General features: G+C 63.4%; 15 protein-coding genes. 7 read left to right on the top strand and 8 right to left on the bottom strand.

What is annotated here, in order from left to right; translation table 11 throughout:
* Positions 1-79 precede the first annotated feature (79 nt).
* Together FJ957_RS23100 and FJ957_RS23095 are read left to right on the top strand one after the other, a co-directional pair.
* Positions 80-1,855, top strand: coding sequence for a GtrA family protein (locus tag FJ957_RS23100; protein WP_140835137.1), 1,776 nt, complete (start codon positions 80-82; stop codon positions 1,853-1,855).
* Between the two features lie 220 nt (positions 1,856-2,075).
* Complete coding sequence (locus FJ957_RS23095; RefSeq protein ID WP_140835136.1) at positions 2,076-2,885, top strand: hypothetical protein; 810 nt, start codon at positions 2,076-2,078, stop codon at positions 2,883-2,885.
* A 143-nt stretch (positions 2,886-3,028) separates the two neighbouring features.
* Here the strand turns inward: FJ957_RS23095 and FJ957_RS23090 are convergent, their stop codons facing one another.
* The 4 genes from FJ957_RS23090 to FJ957_RS23075 form a co-directional block, all read right to left on the bottom strand.
* Positions 3,029-4,045 (bottom strand): esterase-like activity of phytase family protein, encoded by a 1,017-nt coding sequence (locus tag FJ957_RS23090; RefSeq protein WP_140835135.1) that lies wholly within the window; start codon positions 4,043-4,045, stop codon positions 3,029-3,031.
* The gene (gene cobT, locus FJ957_RS23085) at positions 4,042-5,940 is read right to left on the bottom strand and encodes a cobaltochelatase subunit CobT (RefSeq protein WP_140645150.1); all 1,899 of its coding nucleotides are present in this window, start codon (positions 5,938-5,940) and stop codon (positions 4,042-4,044) included. Before cobT ends, FJ957_RS23090 begins: the two co-directional genes overlap by 4 nt.
* 54 nt (positions 5,941-5,994) lie before the next feature.
* Entirely contained in the window at positions 5,995-6,981 is a 987-nt protein-coding gene (gene cobS, locus FJ957_RS23080; protein ID WP_040989309.1) for a cobaltochelatase subunit CobS, read from the bottom strand.
* Positions 6,982-7,105: 124 nt separating this feature from the next.
* Positions 7,106-7,729: a J domain-containing protein gene (locus FJ957_RS23075; RefSeq protein WP_140659654.1), complete on the bottom strand. Its 624-nt coding sequence runs from the start codon at positions 7,727-7,729 to the stop codon at positions 7,106-7,108.
* 179 nt (positions 7,730-7,908) lie between these two features.
* Between FJ957_RS23075 and FJ957_RS23070 the strand changes: the two genes are divergently transcribed.
* Positions 7,909-8,211: a BolA family protein gene (locus FJ957_RS23070; RefSeq protein ID WP_140645148.1), complete on the top strand. Its 303-nt coding sequence runs from the start codon at positions 7,909-7,911 to the stop codon at positions 8,209-8,211.
* On the opposite strand, the gene FJ957_RS23065 is transcribed toward FJ957_RS23070, so the two are convergent.
* Positions 8,212-9,018: an alpha/beta hydrolase gene (locus FJ957_RS23065; protein ID WP_140835134.1), complete on the bottom strand. Its 807-nt coding sequence runs from the start codon at positions 9,016-9,018 to the stop codon at positions 8,212-8,214.
* 288 nt (positions 9,019-9,306) lie between these two features.
* Between FJ957_RS23065 and FJ957_RS23060 the strand changes: the two genes are divergently transcribed.
* The 3 genes from FJ957_RS23060 to FJ957_RS23050 are packed head-to-tail and all read left to right on the top strand — an operon-like array spanning position 9,307 to position 14,145.
* The gene (locus FJ957_RS23060; RefSeq protein ID WP_140835133.1) at positions 9,307-11,256 is read left to right on the top strand and encodes a PrkA family serine protein kinase; all 1,950 of its coding nucleotides are present in this window, start codon (positions 9,307-9,309) and stop codon (positions 11,254-11,256) included.
* 19 nt (positions 11,257-11,275) lie between these two features.
* Positions 11,276-12,586 (top strand): YeaH/YhbH family protein, encoded by a 1,311-nt coding sequence (locus tag FJ957_RS23055; RefSeq protein WP_140835132.1) that lies wholly within the window; start codon positions 11,276-11,278, stop codon positions 12,584-12,586.
* A gap of 11 nt (positions 12,587-12,597) precedes the next feature.
* On the top strand, positions 12,598-14,145 hold the full coding sequence (locus tag FJ957_RS23050; RefSeq protein WP_140835131.1) for a SpoVR family protein: 1,548 nt from the start codon (positions 12,598-12,600) through the stop codon (positions 14,143-14,145).
* A 279-nt stretch (positions 14,146-14,424) separates the two neighbouring features.
* Here FJ957_RS23050 and FJ957_RS23045 read toward each other — a convergent pair whose 3' ends face one another.
* From FJ957_RS23045 to FJ957_RS23035, 3 genes are read right to left on the bottom strand one after another with little or no spacing between them, the layout of a single operon-like run.
* Positions 14,425-15,321, bottom strand: a complete 897-nt coding sequence (locus FJ957_RS23045; RefSeq protein WP_140835130.1) for a transporter associated domain-containing protein — start codon at positions 15,319-15,321, stop codon at positions 14,425-14,427.
* The gene (gene aroB, locus FJ957_RS23040; RefSeq protein ID WP_140835129.1) at positions 15,318-16,511 is read right to left on the bottom strand and encodes a 3-dehydroquinate synthase; all 1,194 of its coding nucleotides are present in this window, start codon (positions 16,509-16,511) and stop codon (positions 15,318-15,320) included. Before aroB ends, FJ957_RS23045 begins: the two co-directional genes overlap by 4 nt.
* The gene (locus FJ957_RS23035; protein WP_140835128.1) at positions 16,508-17,137 is read right to left on the bottom strand and encodes a shikimate kinase; all 630 of its coding nucleotides are present in this window, start codon (positions 17,135-17,137) and stop codon (positions 16,508-16,510) included. The genes aroB and FJ957_RS23035 overlap by 4 nt, the downstream gene beginning before the upstream one ends.
* 190 nt (positions 17,138-17,327) lie before the next feature.
* On the opposite strand from FJ957_RS23035, the gene FJ957_RS23030 reads away from it, so the two are divergent.
* Entirely contained in the window at positions 17,328-17,480 is a 153-nt protein-coding gene (locus tag FJ957_RS23030; RefSeq protein WP_042643428.1) for a hypothetical protein, read from the top strand.
* Positions 17,481-17,486 lie beyond the last annotated feature (6 nt).

The raw sequence follows: 17,486 nt of genomic DNA, 5'->3' as shown, positions 1-17,486 counted from the left end.
GGATCGCCGCGGCGGCTTTACGCTTTGTTACGCCCGATGATGCAGGATCGCGAAAATTCTCCAGGGCATTGCAACCAGCATGACCGTGCAAGGCACCGGTTGGAAAAACGATCTCCTGCTTGCGTTGTGCGCCACGCTGGTGGTGCTGACGATCAACGCGGTTTCCGACTTCCCCACCCTTGCCAACTACGGCGCCGACAATGACAGCATGCTGCGGCTGGTCGACGTCCGCGACCTACTCGGCGGCCAGGGCTGGTTCGACCTCCATCAATACAGGATGGGCGCCTCGGGCGGCTTCGTCATGCACTGGTCGCGGCTGGTGGACACGCCGCTCGCGCTGATCATCATGGCCTTCGATGCGCTCGGCGCCAGCACCGCCACCGCCGAACGCGCCGCGCAGATTATCTGGCCGACCCTGCTCTATGGGCTGACCATATTCGTGCTGATGCGCGCCTCGCAGCGCTTCGCCGGCGCGAATGTGGCGATGCCGGCGCTCATCCTGTCGACGGCGGGCCTTTTCTTCCTGGTGATCTACAGCCCGGGCGTGATCGATCACCACAATGTCCAGTTGTTGCTGACGGCGACCAGCCTCTGGCTCCTGATGGAAGCGCCCTCCTGGCGGCCCGCGGCCCTTCTGTCGGGCATTTGCGCCGGCCTGACGCTGGCTGTCGGCATGGAGACCGCCCCCTATGTGGCGGTGCTCGGCATCTGTGCCGCTGTGCTGTTCATCCTCGACGACAAGGAGCGCGTCACGGCACGAGGCTTCGGCCTCGGATTTGCCGGCATCGCCTCGCTGGTCTTCGTGGCGACGATCCGGCCAGCCGACTGGGGCGTGGCCCAATGCGACGCCTTCTCGTCCTTCCAGTTCGCGGTAGCGGCGCTGTCCGGCTTCGGCCTGGCGATCGCCGCTGCATTGACCGGACCGACAACCCGGGCGCGCCTCGGCTCCGCGCTGGCGCTGGCGGTGGTGGTCGCGGCCGCCGCGATGCTGTTCTTCCCGCAATGCCTGGCGTCGCCCTATGCGGGCATGGACGAGCGTATCCGCACCTATTGGCTGGCCGACGTGGTCGAAGCACAGCCCTTCTGGAGCGTCGCCGTCCACCAGCCGAAGCTGATGGCGGCGCGCTATGTGACGCCCTTCATCGCCATCCTGCTGATCGGCTTTCAACTCCGGACGCGTCGCCTGCGCCGCGAGGAGATGCTCGCCGCCATCCTGCTTGTCGTCGCCTTCGGCGTCAGCCTCTGGCAGGTGCGCGGCTCGACCTTTTCCGTCGCCATCGCCGTATTGCCGCTCTCGGCCTGGATTGCGAAAATCCGCCTGCGGGCGGACGCCGCGCCTTCATGGCGCCTTTCCAGCGGCATCGTCATGGCGTGGCTGGTCTCGCTCAACGCGACCTGGGCCGGGGTCGCGGTGGCGGCGCAGTCCGTGGTCCAGAAGGCGCCGCAGCGGATCAATTCCGATCCCGATCACGCCGTGACCTGCGGCAAGCCAAGCGACTTCCACGATCTTGCCGCCATGCCGGCGACGACGGTGCTTGCATCGTCCAATCTCGGCTCGGGAATACTGATGTTCACCCGCCACCGGGCGCTGGCCGGCCCTTACCACCGCAATGTCGGCGGTAACCTTGCCATGCTCGACGCTTTCATGGGAATGCCGGACGCCGCGCGCGCCGTCATCGAGCGCGAGCATGTGGGGATGGTCGCGATCTGCCGCGGCAACACGGAAGAGATATCGCTGGGCCTGGACGCACCGAAGGGCCTTGCCGCGGCGCTGCTGCGGGGCGACCTGCCGGCATGGCTGGAGCTGGACCAGTCTACCGCGGGAAAGCCGATCGAGATCTACAAGGTCCGTTGAATATCGGCCTGCGGCCATGTCAGCACCGTCGACCGCGCTCCTCGCAACGCGCTCGTTTCGCGCTGATGCAAGATCCCTTCGTGATTTAGAGAACCGCGATTGAAGTCAGTCCCCTGGATCATTGCAATGCAGCCTGTGCTTTGGTTAGCATTTCGCTGGGGCGGCGATATATGTATTCAGGAAATTTGGATTCGGGGCTTTAGATTGGGGGAGAGTATCCATGGCGGCCATAGACGGCGCGGTGGCGCCAGCACCAGCCAAACAAACGCTGCAGCACGTTGTCTCCCACATGGTGGACGCCGTGGACCGCGCCGCGTTTGTGGAAAAGCCTTTCTGGCATCTTGAGATGACGGATGTTTTTCCGGCGGACCTCTATCTGCGCATGCGCGCCGCCATGCCCGAAGCGCGCGAATATCGTGCGCTCAAGGGGCGCAACAATGTGAACATCAAGACTGATGGAACCGCAACGCGGATCAAGATCGACCTCTACCCCGAATACATCCGTCACCTGCCGGACGAGAAAAGGGCAATCTGGTCCCTGGTCGGAAAGGCACTGCATTCGCCGCAACTGAGGGACGCATTTATGCGCCGCCTGGCCCCGGGCCTGGAACGCCGGTTCGGCTCGGATTTCATGAAGGTCGGCATGTATCCGGTGCCGATGCTGACGCGCGACGTGGCAGGCTACAAGATCGGTTTCCACACCGACACGAAATGGAAGGGCATCACGGTCCAGTTCTACCTGCCGGAGGACGACTCGATCAACCACATCGGCACCCGCTTCGCCGAGCGCAAGCCGGACGGGCGTTTTGAGAATTCGCACCGGATGTCGTTTTCCCCGAACACCGGCTACGCCTTTGCGGTCGGCACCGACACCTGGCACGCGGTCGATACCGTCGGGCCGGAGGTCCGCACCCGCGACAGCATCCTTCACACCTATTTCGTGGACAACACCGCGACGCTCAAGATCCGCAACCGGAGCAAGCGCGCCGCCAATTTCGTGATGAACGAAGTCCGCCACGTCGGCCGCTAGAGCATGATCCCGAAAAGTGGGAACCGGTTTTCGGAGAAAGATCATGCTCCAACAAAGAGTTAGATCGTGACGGCGATTCAACGAAACGCCATCACGATCTAGAGCAAGTCCAGGGTGGCTGGTTCCTTGCCAGCCGGTCCTGCTCAATCCTGGTGCAAGACGAACTCCAAATAGAGGTTGCGCTGCAGGATCGAATGGTTGTCGTCGGAGATCAGCGACACCATCAGCGCGCCGTCGTCGCGGGTCCACACGTCGAGCCCTTCCATATTGTCGATCTGGTAGCCCATGTCGGCCTCCATCAGCACCGGCCCGTCGGCGACCGCGCCCTTCTCGATGCTTTCGCCATAGATGCGCCGCAGCCGCATCTTCACCCCGCGCGCGAGCGAGAAGCTGCGCTCCAGAAGCAGCAGATCGCCATCCGGCAGGAAGGCGCCGTCGGTTATGTCGAATTCGCCGTCGCGCCTGACGGTGAAGACGCCCTTATGCGGCCCCTCGATGATGGCGGCGTAGACGTTGCCGGCTTCGTCGAGGCTCCTCTCCGAGACCACGACCAGGCCTCCCGCGTGCTGCCCATAAGGGTGGGCGTGGGTGGCGGTCTCGAAGCTGCGATTCTGGCGCAGCTCCTTGGCGGGGACCAGGTAATCGAGCTGCCGGATCGGCGCCTTCATACCGTGGGGATCGATCTTGAACTGAGCGACGCGCTGATCGCGCTCGAAGCTGACGGTGGCGATACCGTCCTTGACCGCGAGCCCTTCCGCGTCGACCTCCCACTTCCGGTCGGTCGGCTGGCCCGAAGCGTCGACCATCTGCTGCATACGGAAATTAGAAACGCCCGATGGGCGCCTGTCGGCGCCATGCGTGATCGCGCCGAAGAACCAGAAGCCGGTGTCGGCGACACCGATGAAGTCGCTGCCCGGCTTCAGGAAGCGAAAGGCCGACAGCGCGCCGAAATCGCGTGCCGGCGACGTCATCTCGAGTCCGCCGACGAATTCGAGCGGCCCGAACCGTGTCTCGTCGTGGCCGACATGGAACTGGCTGATCGGCCGCGCCGAAATCTCGACCGTCTCGGCGGGAGCGCCCGGCGCGGCAATTGCCGGCAAGACGCAGGCCAGCACGCAGGCGAAAAGCGTCCGCCGCGCCCGCCGCCCCGAAAAGATCATCCGGCGCGCCGCAATCCGCCGCGCCGCGTGTCGCGCGCGCTTTCCTCGCCAAACAGCGAGGCGAGTTGCTCGGTCATGGCGCCGGCCAGTTCCTCGGCATCGACGATGGTGACGGCGCGGCGATAATAGCGCGTGACGTCGTGGCCGATACCGATCGCGAGCAGCTCGACCGGCGAGCGCGTCTCGATCAGCTCGATGACCGCCCGCAGATGCCGCTCCAGATAATTGCCCGGATTGACCGAGAGCGTGGAATCGTCGACCGGCGCGCCGTCCGAGATCATCATCAGGATCTTGCGCTGCTCGGGCCGGCCGATGAGCCGGTTATGCGCCCAAAGCAGCGCCTCGCCATCGATGTTTTCCTTGAGCAGGCCCTCGCGCATCATCAGCCCGAGATTGCGTCGCGCGCGCCGCCACGGATGGTCGGCGGATTTGTAGATGATGTGGCGCAGATCGTTGAGGCGGCCGGGGTTCGGCGGCTTGCCGTCCTTCAGCCATCTCTCGCGCGCCTGTCCGCCTTTCCAGGCGCGGGTGGTGAAGCCGAGGATCTCCACCGAAACGCCGCAGCGCTCTAGCGTGCGCGCCAGGATGTCGGCGCAGGTCGCGGCGACCGTGATCGGCCGGCCGCGCATCGAGCCCGAATTGTCGAGCACCAGCGACACGACGGTGTCGCGGAATTTCGTGTCGCGCTCCTGCTTGAAGGAGAGCGGCTGCATCGGATCGATGACGACGCGCACCAACCGGGCCGGATCGAGATAGCCCTCCTCCAGGTCGAAATCCCAGGAGCGGTTCTGCTGCGCCATCAGCCGGCGCTGCAGCCGGTTGGCGAGCCGCCCGACGACGCCGGAGAGATTGGCGAGCTGCTTGTCGAGGAAGGCGCGCAGCCGGTCGAGCTCCTCTTCCTCGCACAAGTCCTCGGCGCCCACCGTCTCGTCGAAGGCGGTGGTGAACACCTTGTAGTCGATCTCTTTCGGCAGGTTCAGGAACGGATTGTCGTTGCGCTTGGCCTCGCCCGGCGTCTCGGCGTCGGAATCGTCCTCGTCGGAAAGGTCGTCGGAGGTGGCGTCGGTCGCTTCCGTCTCGGCCGATTCTTCCTCGTCCGCCGAAGCTTCGGCATCTTCAGACTGCGACTGCTCGGAGCCTGAATCCTCCTCGCCACCTTCCTCGCTCTGTTCCTCGCCCTGCTGCTCGTTCTCTTCGTTTTCCTCCGAGTCGTCGGTTTCCTGGTCGTCGCCGAGCTCCTCGGCCATCTCCATGGAAACCAGCATGTCGCGCACGACGCGGGCAAAGGCCTGCTGGTCCTCGAGCTTGGCCGACAGGCCGTCGAGGTCGCCGCTCGCCTTCTCCTCGACCCAGGGGCGCCACAGATCGACCAGCCGCTCGCCGCTCTTGGGCACGGGACGTCCGGTGAGCTTTTCGCGCACCATCAGCGCAATCGCTTCCTCGAGCGGCGCGTCCGCCTTGTCCCTGACGTCGACGAGGTTGGCCTTGGCGTATTTGTCCTCGAGCATCGAGCCGATATTGTCGGCCACGCCCTGCATGGCGCGGCTGCCGATCGCCTCGACGCGCGCCTGTTCGACCGCGTCGAAGATAGACCGTGCCAGCTTGCCTTCCGGCGCCAGCTTGTTGTGGACGCGCTGATCGTGGCAGGCGCGCTTCAGCGCCATGGAATCGCCCAAGCCGCGCGTGATCGCGATGTCGTTGCGCGAAGCCTTCTTGGGCAGTTCCGGCAGACGGGCGCGGTTGCCGGCCAGAGCGGGCCGGTCCTTGGCGAAGCCGACCTCGAGGTCCTTGTCGCCGGCGACGGCGCGCATGCACACGGTCACGGCGCGCTTGAAGCTGTCGGCTTCAGACCCGTTCTTCGGCTTGTTGCGCGTGTTGTCGCCCGGACCCGCCATGATCATTCCCTGCGCGATTGATGCCGAAAGGCTGGAGGCCTTTCGGCTGCGCGTCTAGCCCAGCACCACGTTGGCGGCGCTCTCCGGCAGATCCTCGCCGAAGGCGCGCTGGTAGAACTCGGCCACCACCGAACGCTCCAGCTCGTCGCACTTGTTGAGGAAGGTCAGCCGGAACGCCATGCCGATGTCGCCGAAGATCTCGGCGTTTTCGGCCCAGGTGATGACGGTACGCGGGCTCATCACGGTGGACAGGTCGCCATTGATGAAGGCCGAGCGCGTCATGTCGGCGACGCGCACCATCTTGTTGACGATGTCCTTGCCCTTGTTGTCGCGATAGTGCTTGGCCTTGGCCAGCACGATGTTCACCTCGTTGTCGTGCGGCAGGTAATTGAGCGTGGTGACGATCGACCAGCGATCCATCTGCGCTTGGTTGATCTGCTGCGTGCCGTGATAGAGGCCGGTGGTGTCGCCAAGGCCGACCGTGTTGGCGGTGGCGAACAGCCGGAAGGCCGGATGCGGGCGGATGACCCGGCTCTGGTCGAGCAGCGTCAGCCGACCCGACGATTCCAGCACGCGCTGGATGACGAACATCACGTCCGGGCGGCCGGCATCGTATTCGTCGAAGCAGAGCGCGACATTGTGCTGATAGGCCCAAGGCAGGATGCCGTCGCGGAATTCGGTGACCTGCAGGCCTTCCTTGACGACGATGGCGTCCTTGCCGACGAGGTCGATACGGCTGACATGGCTGTCGAGGTTGACGCGCACGCAAGGCCAGTTGAGCCGCGCCGCCACCTGCTCGATATGCGTCGACTTGCCAGTGCCGTGATAGCCCGACACCATGACGCGGCGGTTGTAGGCAAAGCCGGCGAGGATCGCCAATGTCGTCGCTTTGTCGAACAGATAATCCGGGTCGATGTCCGGCACATGTTCGGTTGCCGCCGAATAGGCGGGCACGACCATCTTGGAATCGAAACCGAATTTCTCCTTCACCGACACCGTCGTGTCGGGCAGGTTGGCGATGTCGCGATCGACCTTGTTCATCTCTATCAACGTCTCCACGGGCGAAACGCCGCGTTTCGCCGGCAATCGATTTTGTCCGGGGGCGGTCTTAGAGCCTTTTCCAACCTTATGAAAGTTGGAAAACGACATGGGACCGTAGGGCCGCTCAGCACAATCCTGCTTGCTTGAGCACGCGATAGGCCTGCAGCACATCGCGGAACCGGTCTTCCGAACCCCTGTCGCCGCCATTCGCATCCGGATGGTGGCGCTTAACGAGTTCCTTATAACGTGCCTTGATGTCCTGACCAGTCGCCTTTGTATCAAGGCCAAGCGTTTCCAGCGCCTTGGCCTCAAGCGGCTTTGCCTTGCGCTCGCGCGGCTCGCGCGCGCCTGAACCGAACAGATTGAACGGATCGCGCATGCGGTTGTGGTAGCCGGCGCGGCCCGAACGCTGCTGCGCGAAATCCGGCGCCGAGCGCGTTCCGCCGACATTGGCGCCCATGCGCCAAGTCGGCCTGTGGCCGGTCAGCGCCTCCTTCTGGAAGCGGGCGATCTCAGTGTCCGACACGCCGGAGAAGTAGTTGAAGCCCTTGTTGTATTCGCGCACATGGTCGAAGCAGAAACGGAAATACTCGCCCTCCTTGAGGCGCCCGACCGGCGCGCGATGCGTTCCCGCCTCGTTGCAGCCATCCCACTGGCAGATCGGCGCGCGCGACTTAAGCTCTGCGTCCTTCTCCGGCCGGATTCGAATTTTCTCGAAATATTTGGGATACGCTTTCATCTCACCCATTTATGGGCTGTTCGCACGTGCGAAACAAGAATTGACATTTCGCCGATGATCGCCCTAACCGCTGAATCGCGGCTTAAAAGCGGTCGAAATTCAAGATTTTGCGGCTGTGCCGCAGATGAGTTGCGGCTATGCCGTCGACAATTTGCGGCTATGCCGTCAAGTGGGGAAGGGAATCCGAGATGTCCATACAGTCGACGATGGAAAACAAGCTGAAGGCGGCGTTTTCGCCCGAAAGGCTCGCCGTCATCAACGAAAGCCACCTTCACGCCGGCCATCACCATGTCGAGTCAGGCCACCATGCGACGTTCGACGGCGCCGGCGAAACACATTTCCGCGTCCGCGTCGTCTCTGCCGCCTTTGCCGGCATGGGTCGCGTCGAGCGCCATCGCGCCGTCAACGAACTGCTCGCCGACGAATTGAAAGCCGGCGTGCATGCGCTGGCGATCGAGCCGGCCGCGCCCGGCGAGAAGACGCGCTGGTAGTCAGCCGACGGTCGCCTTGAGGAAGGCCAGCACGGCCGCGGTCAAGGCATCGCCGTCCTCGCCGAAATCGCGGTTGATCGACATATGTGTATAGGCGCTGCCGTCGAACAGCGTGACCTTGGTGCCGGTGGCGCGCAGGCGTTCCGCGAAAGCTTTCGATTCTTCGCCTCGCCCGGATGCCCGCGAATAGGCGATGAAGGTCGGCGGATGTTTCCTGCCGTCGACATAGCTCGCCGGCGACAGCGCCGCCCACTGTGCCGGGTCGGAGAAGGCACGCGCATAAGCCCGAACCATACCGCCATTCCTGGAAAGCGCGGCAAGATCATAGGCCCTGGTATCGTCGAGGATCAGCGCGGCGATACCGGGCAATCCGCCGCGCATGCCGGTCAGCGCAATCAGATGGCAGCCGGCCGAGTGGCCCATGCCGACGATGCGGTCCGGATCGCCGCCATGCCGGGCGATGTTGGCGCGCACATAGGCGTAGGCCTTTTCGACATCGCCGGCCTGGGTGGCGACATCCGCTTGCGGCAGCATGCGGTAATCGATCGAGACGAACACGAAGCCATTGGCGAGCAGGAAGCGCGGCTTGGCCCCGACCAGGCCGCGGTTGCCGAACCGCCAGGCGCCGCCATGGACGAAGAAGACCACCGGCAGCTTGTTCGCGTCGTCGCCTGCATGGACATCGAGCTTGGCCGGACCGTAATCGAGAGTTTGCGGTTCCGGCTGGCCCGGACGCCCGGCGGCCGACGCACCTGGCGGCAACAGTGCCGCCAGCGATGCCGCGATGAGCCTGCGCCGATTGATCATCGTCATCTCCAGTCAGGTTGCGGCGACGGCGCACGGACTCTTGCCACCCACCTCGTTTACGGACCAAAAATGACAACTTTCGGTGCGAAAACAAATCCGGTCCTTGACGGTCCGCCGGCAATCACCACGTATGCTGTTAGGCGAGCATTTTCGGCCGAGTCGGGAACTCCGAGGGCCGATGTCGGAGTGCGGTGCGCCCCCCTTCAGATGAAGGGAACCATAATGCTTTCCGGCAGTTGATGAAGCGATGAGCCGACTGGCAGCCTGTCGGCTCCGAGGCGAAGCATCATGCGCGAGAATCAATCAGACGTCTTCGATCTGTTTTCGGAGATTTATTCCAACGCGGCTCAGGAGGAGATCAGCCTTCAGCAATACCTGCTAGCCTGCCGCGAGGACAAATCCATGTACGCCTCGGCGCCCGAACGCATGGTTGCGGCAATCGGCGAGCCGAACCTGATCGACACCAGCAAGGACGAGCGGCTCGGCCGCATTTTTTCCAACCGCACCGTCAAGGTCTATCCCTCCTTCTCCGATTTCTACGGAATGGAGGACACGATCGAGCGCATCGCCGGATATTTCCGCTACGCCTCGCAGGGCCTCGAGGAGCGCAAGCAGATCCTCTATCTCCTCGGTCCGGTCGGCGGCGGCAAATCCTCGCTGGCCGAACGGCTGAAGAAGCTGATGGAGGAGCGCCCGATCTACACGCTCAAGGTCGGCAACAAGATCAGCCCGGTCTTCGAATCGCCGCTCGGCCTTTTCCATCCCGACCGCATGGGCGATCTGCTGGAGGATAAATACGGCATCGCCCGCCGCCGCCTGAACGGACTGATTTCGCCCTGGGCGGCCAAGCGCCTCGACGAACTCTCGGGCGACATCTCCAAATTCAGCGTCGTCAAGCTGATGCCGTCGCGGCTGCGCCAGATCTCCATCGCCAAGACCGAGCCCGGCGACGAGAACAACCAGGACGTCTCGGCGTTGGTCGGCAAGGTCGACATCAGGCAGTTGGAGCACTTCAGCCAGTCCGACCCGGACGCCTATTCCTACAGCGGCGGCCTCAACCGGACCACGCAAGGGCTGCTCGAATTCGTCGAGATGTTCAAGGCGCCCATCAAGGTCCTGCACCCCTTGCTGACGGCAACCCAGGAAGGCAGCTACAACGGCACCGAGAATTTCGGCGCGTTCCCCTATCAGGGCATCGTCGTTGCCCATTCCAACGAATCGGAATGGCAGCAGTTCAAGAACAACAAGAACAACGAGGCCTTCCTCGACCGCATCCTCGTGGTCAAGGTTCCCTATTGCCTGCGCATCACCGAGGAAAGGCACATCTACGAGAAGCTGTTGCGCGAAAGCGAATTGGCAAGCAGTCCCTGCGCGCCGGAGGTGCTGGACATTCTCAGCCGTTTCACCGTCTCGACCCGCCTTGCCGAACATGAGAACTCGCCGCTCTACACCAAGATGCGCGCCTATGACGGCGAGAACCTCAAGGAGGTCGATCCGAAGGCGAAGTCGGTCCAGGAATATCGCGACGCCGCCGGCGTCGACGAAGGCATGAACGGAGTCAGCACGCGCTTCGCCTTCAAGATCCTGTCGCAGACGTTCAACTACGACACCAAGGAGGTGGCTGCCGATCCCGTGCACCTGATGTACATCCTCGAGGAGGCGATCAAGCGCGAGCAATTCCCGAAGGAAACGGAGGCCGCCTATCTCGAATTCATCAAGTCGGAACTCGCGGCGCGTTATGCCGAGTTCATCGGTCACGAGATCCAGAAGGCCTATCTGGAATCCTACAGCGAGTACGGTCAGAACCTCTTCGACCGTTACATCGCCTATGCCGATGCCTGGATCGAGGATCAAGACTACAAGGACCCCGACACCGGCCAGATCCTCAACCGCGAGATCCTGGACAAGGAGTTGTCGCAGGTCGAGAAGCCGGCCGGCATCGCCAATCCCAAGGACTTCCGCAACGAAGTGGTCAAATTCACCTTGCGTGCCCGGGCGCGCAACCATGGCCGCAACCCGTCCTGGACGAGCTACGAAAAGCTTCGCGAGGTCATCGAGAAGCGCATGTTCGGCCAGGTCGAGGATCTGCTGCCGGTGATCAGCTTCGGCTCCAAGCAGGACAGCGTCACGGAGAAACGGCACAACGAATTCGTGCAGCGCATGGTGGAACGCGGCTATACCCAGCGGCAGGTGCGCCGGCTGGTCGACTGGTACATGCGCGTGAACAAGGCGGGTTGAGCAAAGCCGGGACGGTTCCATGCCGATCTTCATCGACCGCCGCCTGAACCCGAAGGACAAAAGCCTTGGCAATCGCCAGCGCTTCCTCCGGCGCGCCCGCGAAGAGCTCAAGCGCAGCATCCGCGACAAGGTCCGCGCCGGCGGCATCGCCGAACTCGACCGCGAGCACGCCGTGCCGATGCCTCGCAAGGGCACCGGCGAACCGACCTTCGGCGACGACAAGGAAAGCGGCCGGCGCCAGCACATCCTGCCCGGCAACCGGACGTTCAGCCCTGGCGATCTTATCGACAAGCCTGGCGGCGGCGGAGGCTACGGCTCGGCTCCGGGGACCACGGAATCCGAGGACGACTTCCGCTTCGTGCTGTCCCGCGAGGAAGTGCTCGACCTTTTCTTCGAGGACCTCGAACTGCCGGATCTGGTCAAGCTCAGTCTAAAGCAGATACTCAGCTTCAAGCCGAGGCGGGCGGGCTTCGCGGCAAGCGGCGCGCCGACCAACATCAATGTCGGGCGTACGATGCGAAACAGCCACGGGCGCCGCATCGCGCTCAGGCGTCCGAAGCAGGCTGACGTGGACGCCATCGCCCGGCAGATCGCCGAGCTGGAATCCAGGTCGCCGGATGCCAAGACACGCGAACGCATCGAGGCTCTGCGCGAAGAGCTCGATCGGCTGGAGCGCCGGCGCAGGCGGATTGCCTATGTCGATCCGGTCGACATCCGCTTCAATCGCTTCGACCCTCAGCCGCGGCCGAATGCCAGTGCCGTGATGTTCTGCCTGATGGACGTCTCCGGATCGATGGGCGAGCGAGAGAAGGATCTGGCCAAACGCTTCTTCGTGCTGCTGCATCTGTTCCTGACGCGACGATACGAGCGCACCGAGATCGTCTTCATTCGCCACACCCACGAGGCCAAGGAGGTGGACGAGCACACGTTCTTCTACCACACGCAAAGCGGCGGCACCGTCGTTTCCACGGCGCTTGAGGAGATGCATCGCATCATCGAAGAGCGATATCCGGCCTCTGAATGGAACATCTACGCCGCCCAGGCCTCCGACGGCGACAATTTCGCCACCGATTCCGAGCGCTGCATAGAACTGCTCGACCGCAAACTCATGCAGCTTTGCCAGTATTTCGCCTATGTGGAGATCATCGATGAGCGGGAAAGCCACATTTTCGGCTCGACCGAGAACGGCACGTCGCTCTGGCGCGCCTACAACGCCGTCGACGGCAAATGGCCGAACTTCCAGATGAGGCGCATTGCCGCGCCGGCCGACATATACCCGGTCTTCCGCGAGCTCTTCGCCAGGCAGCCCGGCCTGCGCAAGAGCGCTTGAGGGCTTCGGCAATGGTCAGCCAGGCGCGCAAGTCCGAACTGCTGTTTTCCGGGTCCGACTGGGATTTCAACAAGCTGTCCCGGGTCTATGACGAGATCGAAGCGATCGGCCGCGAAGAGCTTCGCCTCGACATCTACCCGGTGCAGATGGAAATCATTTCCTCCGAGCAGATGCTCGACGCCTATTCGTCGATCGGCATGCCGCTGATGTACCGGCACTGGTCGTTCGGCAAACGTTTTCTTCACGACGAGCTTCTCTACCGCAAGGGCGCTCGCGGTCTGGCCTACGAGATTGTCATCAACTCCAACCCCTGCATCGTCTACCTCATGGAGGAAAACACCATGGCCCTGCAGGCCTTGGTGACCGCCCATGCCGCGCTCGGGCACAATCATTTCTTCAAGAACAATCACCTTTTCCGGCAATGGACGGACGCCGGCGGCATCCTGAGCTATCTGGATTTTGCCAAGAGCTACATAGCCCGGTGCGAGGAACGGCATGGCCTGGCGGCAGTGGAGGCGATCCTGGATTCGGCCCACGCGCTGATGGAGCAGGGTGTGTTCCGCTATCATCGGCCGCCGAGGCTGTCGTCCGAGCAGCAGCGCGAAGGGCTGCGCGAGCGCTTGGAATACGAGGAGCGTTCGTTCAACGATCTCTGGCGGACACTGCCGCCTTCGCAAGAGAGCGGCGACACCAAAACAGCCGATGACGACGACGCGGCCGAGCGAAAGAAATCACTCAATCTGCCGGAGGAAAACCTGCTCTATTTCCTCGAGAAGAACAGCCTGGTGCTTGAGCCCTGGCAGCGCGAGATCGTCAGGATCGTGCGTGTCATCGCGCAATATTTCTACCCGCAGCGGCAAACCCAGGTGATGAACGAAGGTTGCGCCACCTTCGTGCATTACACGCTCATGAACACGCTGTTCGACCGTGGCCGCATCAATGAAGGCGCCATGCTCGAAATCCTGCGCAACCACTCGAACGTCATCTTCCAGCCGGCCTATGACGATCCGCGCTTTTCCGGCATCAATCCCTACGCGCTGGGTCTCGATATGATGCAGGACATCCAGCGCATCTCGACCGCGCCGACCGCCGAGGACCGCGACTGGTTTCCCGACATCGCCGGCCGCGGCGACTGGCGCGACACGTTGCTCGACGCCTGGGCCAACCATCGCGACGAATCCTTCATCCGCCAGTATCTGAGCCCGACGCTGATCCGCAAATGGCGGCTCTTCGTGCTGGCCGACGGTGCCGACGAGCCGCACTACGAGGTGGCCTCGATCCACAATGAGCGCGGCTATGGCAAGGTACGGTCGGCGTTGGCGCAAAGCTACGATATCGGCGCCAACCGTCCTGACATCCAGGTGGTTGACGTCGACCTGCTCGGCGACCGGCATCTGCGGCTCCAGCACACGGTCAAGGATGGCGTCATGCTCGAGGGCCAGAGCCGCGACGCGACGCTGCGCCATGTCCGCAACCTCTGGGGCTACGATGTCAGCATGGCGGCAATCGATGCCGGCACTGGCGCGATGCTCAGTGAGCTTTGGACCAAGGAACAATGAGCCGGGTCTTCTGGGACGCCTGGTTTCTTCGGCGTAGGGATTTTGAAAGGTTGCAGGGTTGTCGGGCGCCAAGATTTTCACCGTTCGCTTCGGTGAAATCAGCGCAGACGTCGGGGATTGGCTGAAGCCTCCCAACCTCGTCATCCCTGGGCGGAGCAGCCGCGAAGCGGCGTCGCGCAGACCCGTGGATGACGAGGCCGGACCGTTTCGGCCAATCTCCAAGGCATACCACCTGCCAACGCGACATAGCCGACCAGTCAAGATTTCTATGTTGGTGAACTAGCCTTCGCTGGCGGGACGTATCCTCAACCTCGCAATGCGGTTCTTGTCGCGCTTCATCACCACGAAGCGCTTGCCGTGGAAGGTGAAGGCCTGCTTCTCCTCCGGGATCGACTGCGTCTCATGAATGACGAGGCCGGCGATCGTCGTGGCTTCCTCGTCGGGCAGGTCCCAGTCGAGCGCGCGGTTCAAGTCACGAATCGGCACTGTGCCGTCGACGACCACGGAGCCGTCCGCCTCTTTCTTCACGCCCTGCATGTCGACATCGTGCTCGTCGGCGATCTCGCCGACGATCTCCTCGATGATGTCTTCCAGCGTCACCAGCCCTTCGACCTCGCCATACTCGTCGACGACGATGGCGAAATGCGCCTTGCGCCGCAGGAAGGCGTTGAGCTGCTCCTGCAAGGTGGTGGTATCCGGCACGAACCAGGGCTTCGCCGCGATCTTCATGACGTCGATCCGCGAAAAATCGTTGCCGACCTCGTTGAGAGCTCTCAGCAGATCTTTCGCGTGCAACACGCCGACGATGTTGTCGAGCGAGCCCTTCCACAGCGGCATTCGGGTGTGCGGGCTCTGCAGGATCTCGCGCACGACCGCTTCGGGCGCATTGTCGGCATTGACCGAGCGCATATTGGTGCGGTGGACCATGACGTCCGACACTTCGAGCTCATCGAGGTCGAAGAGACCCTCAAGCCGATTGCGCTCCTCGCGGGCAGCCTCGCCATCGCGACGGGGATCCTCGCTGTCTTGATCCTTGCCGCTGCGCTCGGACCGCTGCGGCGGTTCGAGCGGCCGCAGCGCATAGCCGAAAGCGGCAAGCAGCCGAGTGCGCAACAGAAGCGCCGAAAGCAGGATGACGGCGAGGACGGCGGCGGCGATCCAGCCGGCGTCGATCATTCGGAACGGCTCCTCTTGGACCGTTCGGGATGGCTCGCTTTGAGCCTTCCGGATTGGCCCGTCTTGAACCCTTTGGGATGGCTCGTCTTGAGGAAGGACAGCACTTCCGACGGCGGCACGTCCTTGGCGATGAAAGCCTGGCCGATGCCGCGCGTCAGGATGAAGGTCAGCGCGCCGCGCGACACTTTCTTGTCCTGGGTGATGAAGCCGAGCAGCGCCTCGGCATCCGGCAGCTCGCCCGGAATATCGGCAATGCGCCAGGGCAGGCCGACGGCGCGAAGATGCGCTTCGACGCGCTCCGCGTCGTCCGGGCTCGCCAGGTTGAGGCGCGCCGAGAAGCGATGCGCCAGCGCCATGCCGATGGCCACACCCTCACCATGGACGAGGCGCGCCCCATCATAGCGCGTGGCCGCTTCCAGCGCATGGCCGAACGTGTGGCCAAGATTGAGCAGCGCCCGGTCGCCGGTCTCGAACTCGTCACGGGCGACGACGTCTGCCTTGGCGCGGCAGGCCTCGGCGATCGCCTCGACCCGCGCCGGACCGCCGGCAAAGATTTGCCCCCAGTTCTGCTCAAGCCAGGCGAAGAAGGCCGGGCGGTCGATCAGCCCGTATTTGGCGAGCTCGGCATAGCCGGCGCGGAACTCTCGGATCGGCAGCGTGTCGAGCACCTGGGTGTCGGCGAGCACCAGCCTGGGCTGGTGGAAGACGCCGACAAGGTTCTTGCCGCGGGCGCTGTTGATGCCGGTCTTGCCGCCGACGGAGGAATCGACCTGTGCCAGGAGCGAGGTCGGGATCTGCACGAAATTCATGCCGCGCCGCACGATGCCGGAAGCAAAGCCTGCAAGGTCGCCGATGACGCCGCCGCCGAGCGCGATCACCAGGTCGCGGCGTTCGAGCTTTGCGGCGAGGACGCCGTCGACCACCTCTTCGAGATGGGCAAAGCTCTTGGTCTTTTCGCCGGCGGGCAGCCCGATGACGGCGGACTGGATGCCGCCTTTCTCCAACCCCGCCTTCAGCGTGTCGAGATGCGCGGCGGCGACGTTCTCGTCGGTGACGATGGCCGCGCGGGTGCCGGGAAGCCGGCGCGCGATCTCCTCTCCGGAGCGCGCCAGCAGCCCGGAGCCGATCAATATGTCATAGGCGCGATCGCCGAGCCCGACCTCGACCTTCACCGGTTCGGCATCGCTCACGACTGCACCTCGTGGGTTGTGGCGCTTGTAGCGCCTGTCGCGATCGCGTCGACGCCGAGATGGGTGCAGAGCACCGCGACGACTTCGCCGGCAATGATCTCCTTGCGGTCGTCGCGGGTCGGCACGGTCAGGTCGGCGGTGGCGTAAACCGGGTAACGCTCGCCCATCAGCCGCTCCAGCACACCGCGCGGATCGGGATTCTTGAGCAGCGGCCGGTTCTGCTTCTTGGAGACGCGCTCCATCAACAGGTCCAGATCGGCCTTCAGCCAGACCGATACGCCATGCGCGGAAATCGCCTCGCGCGTCTGCACGTTCATGAAGGCGCCGCCGCCGGTCGACAGCACTTGCGGGCCGTTCTCCAGCAGCCGCAGGATCACCCGCTGCTCCAGCGCGCGGAATTCCGGCTCGCCATAGCGCTCGAACAGCTCCGGCACCGTCATGCGCGAGACGCTTTCGATCTCCTGGTCGCTGTCCATGAAGGGCAGCGACAGCATCGTCGCCACCTTGCGGCCGATCGCGGTCTTTCCGGCGCCCATCAGACCGACGAAGACGATCGAGCGGCTGCCGAGCGCTTCGATCAGCGCGGCGCGGCCTTCGTCCGTCGAATTGGGTGGCAGAGCGTTCATCGGGGCCTCTTTGCGCCGTTTCGACATCAAAAGCCTGTTTGCGTCAAGCACGGCCGGACAAACGGGCGCGAGGCTTCCCGGCAAAACCTTCTGTTCACCGGAATTGTTCGTCCTTGAATTGGCCGGATTGGCGTCTCATAAGGGCACAGGGCTTTGGAAACGCAGAACAAGAAGACGGGCGAAAATTTGAATGCCGACTTTGTTTCGGTTTGTCGTGACGCTGGCCGTTCTTGCAGGCATTGCCTATGGCGCGATGTTCGCGTTGGCGATGTTCGTGGAGCCGAAAAAGGCGGAAATGAGTATTCGAATTCCTGCCGAGAAGCTCAATCCGAAGAAGAATTGATCCCGG

Source organism: Mesorhizobium sp. B2-4-6 (assembly GCF_006442775.1).
In the GTDB taxonomy this organism is placed as follows: Bacteria; Pseudomonadota; Alphaproteobacteria; order Rhizobiales; family Rhizobiaceae; genus Mesorhizobium.
This window is presented reverse-complemented; position numbering and strand designations above follow the sequence as displayed.

Coding starts and splice junctions, on each gene's coding strand:
- FJ957_RS23100 (WP_140835137.1), top strand. CDS start 80: ATGACCGTGCAAGGCACCGGTTGGAAAAACGATCTCCTGCTTGCGTTG.
- FJ957_RS23095 (WP_140835136.1), top strand. CDS start 2,076: ATGGCGGCCATAGACGGCGCGGTGGCGCCAGCACCAGCCAAACAAACG.
- FJ957_RS23090 (WP_140835135.1), bottom strand. CDS start 4,045: ATGATCTTTTCGGGGCGGCGGGCGCGGCGGACGCTTTTCGCCTGCGTG.
- cobT (WP_140645150.1), bottom strand. CDS start 5,940: ATGGCGGGTCCGGGCGACAACACGCGCAACAAGCCGAAGAACGGGTCT.
- cobS (WP_040989309.1), bottom strand. CDS start 6,981: ATGAACAAGGTCGATCGCGACATCGCCAACCTGCCCGACACGACGGTG.
- FJ957_RS23075 (WP_140659654.1), bottom strand. CDS start 7,729: ATGGGTGAGATGAAAGCGTATCCCAAATATTTCGAGAAAATTCGAATC.
- FJ957_RS23070 (WP_140645148.1), top strand. CDS start 7,909: ATGTCCATACAGTCGACGATGGAAAACAAGCTGAAGGCGGCGTTTTCG.
- FJ957_RS23065 (WP_140835134.1), bottom strand. CDS start 9,018: ATGATCAATCGGCGCAGGCTCATCGCGGCATCGCTGGCGGCACTGTTG.
- FJ957_RS23060 (WP_140835133.1), top strand. CDS start 9,307: ATGCGCGAGAATCAATCAGACGTCTTCGATCTGTTTTCGGAGATTTAT.
- FJ957_RS23055 (WP_140835132.1), top strand. CDS start 11,276: ATGCCGATCTTCATCGACCGCCGCCTGAACCCGAAGGACAAAAGCCTT.
- FJ957_RS23050 (WP_140835131.1), top strand. CDS start 12,598: ATGGTCAGCCAGGCGCGCAAGTCCGAACTGCTGTTTTCCGGGTCCGAC.
- FJ957_RS23045 (WP_140835130.1), bottom strand. CDS start 15,321: ATGATCGACGCCGGCTGGATCGCCGCCGCCGTCCTCGCCGTCATCCTG.
- FJ957_RS23035 (WP_140835128.1), bottom strand. CDS start 17,137: ATGAACGCTCTGCCACCCAATTCGACGGACGAAGGCCGCGCCGCGCTG.
- FJ957_RS23030 (WP_042643428.1), top strand. CDS start 17,328: ATGCCGACTTTGTTTCGGTTTGTCGTGACGCTGGCCGTTCTTGCAGGC.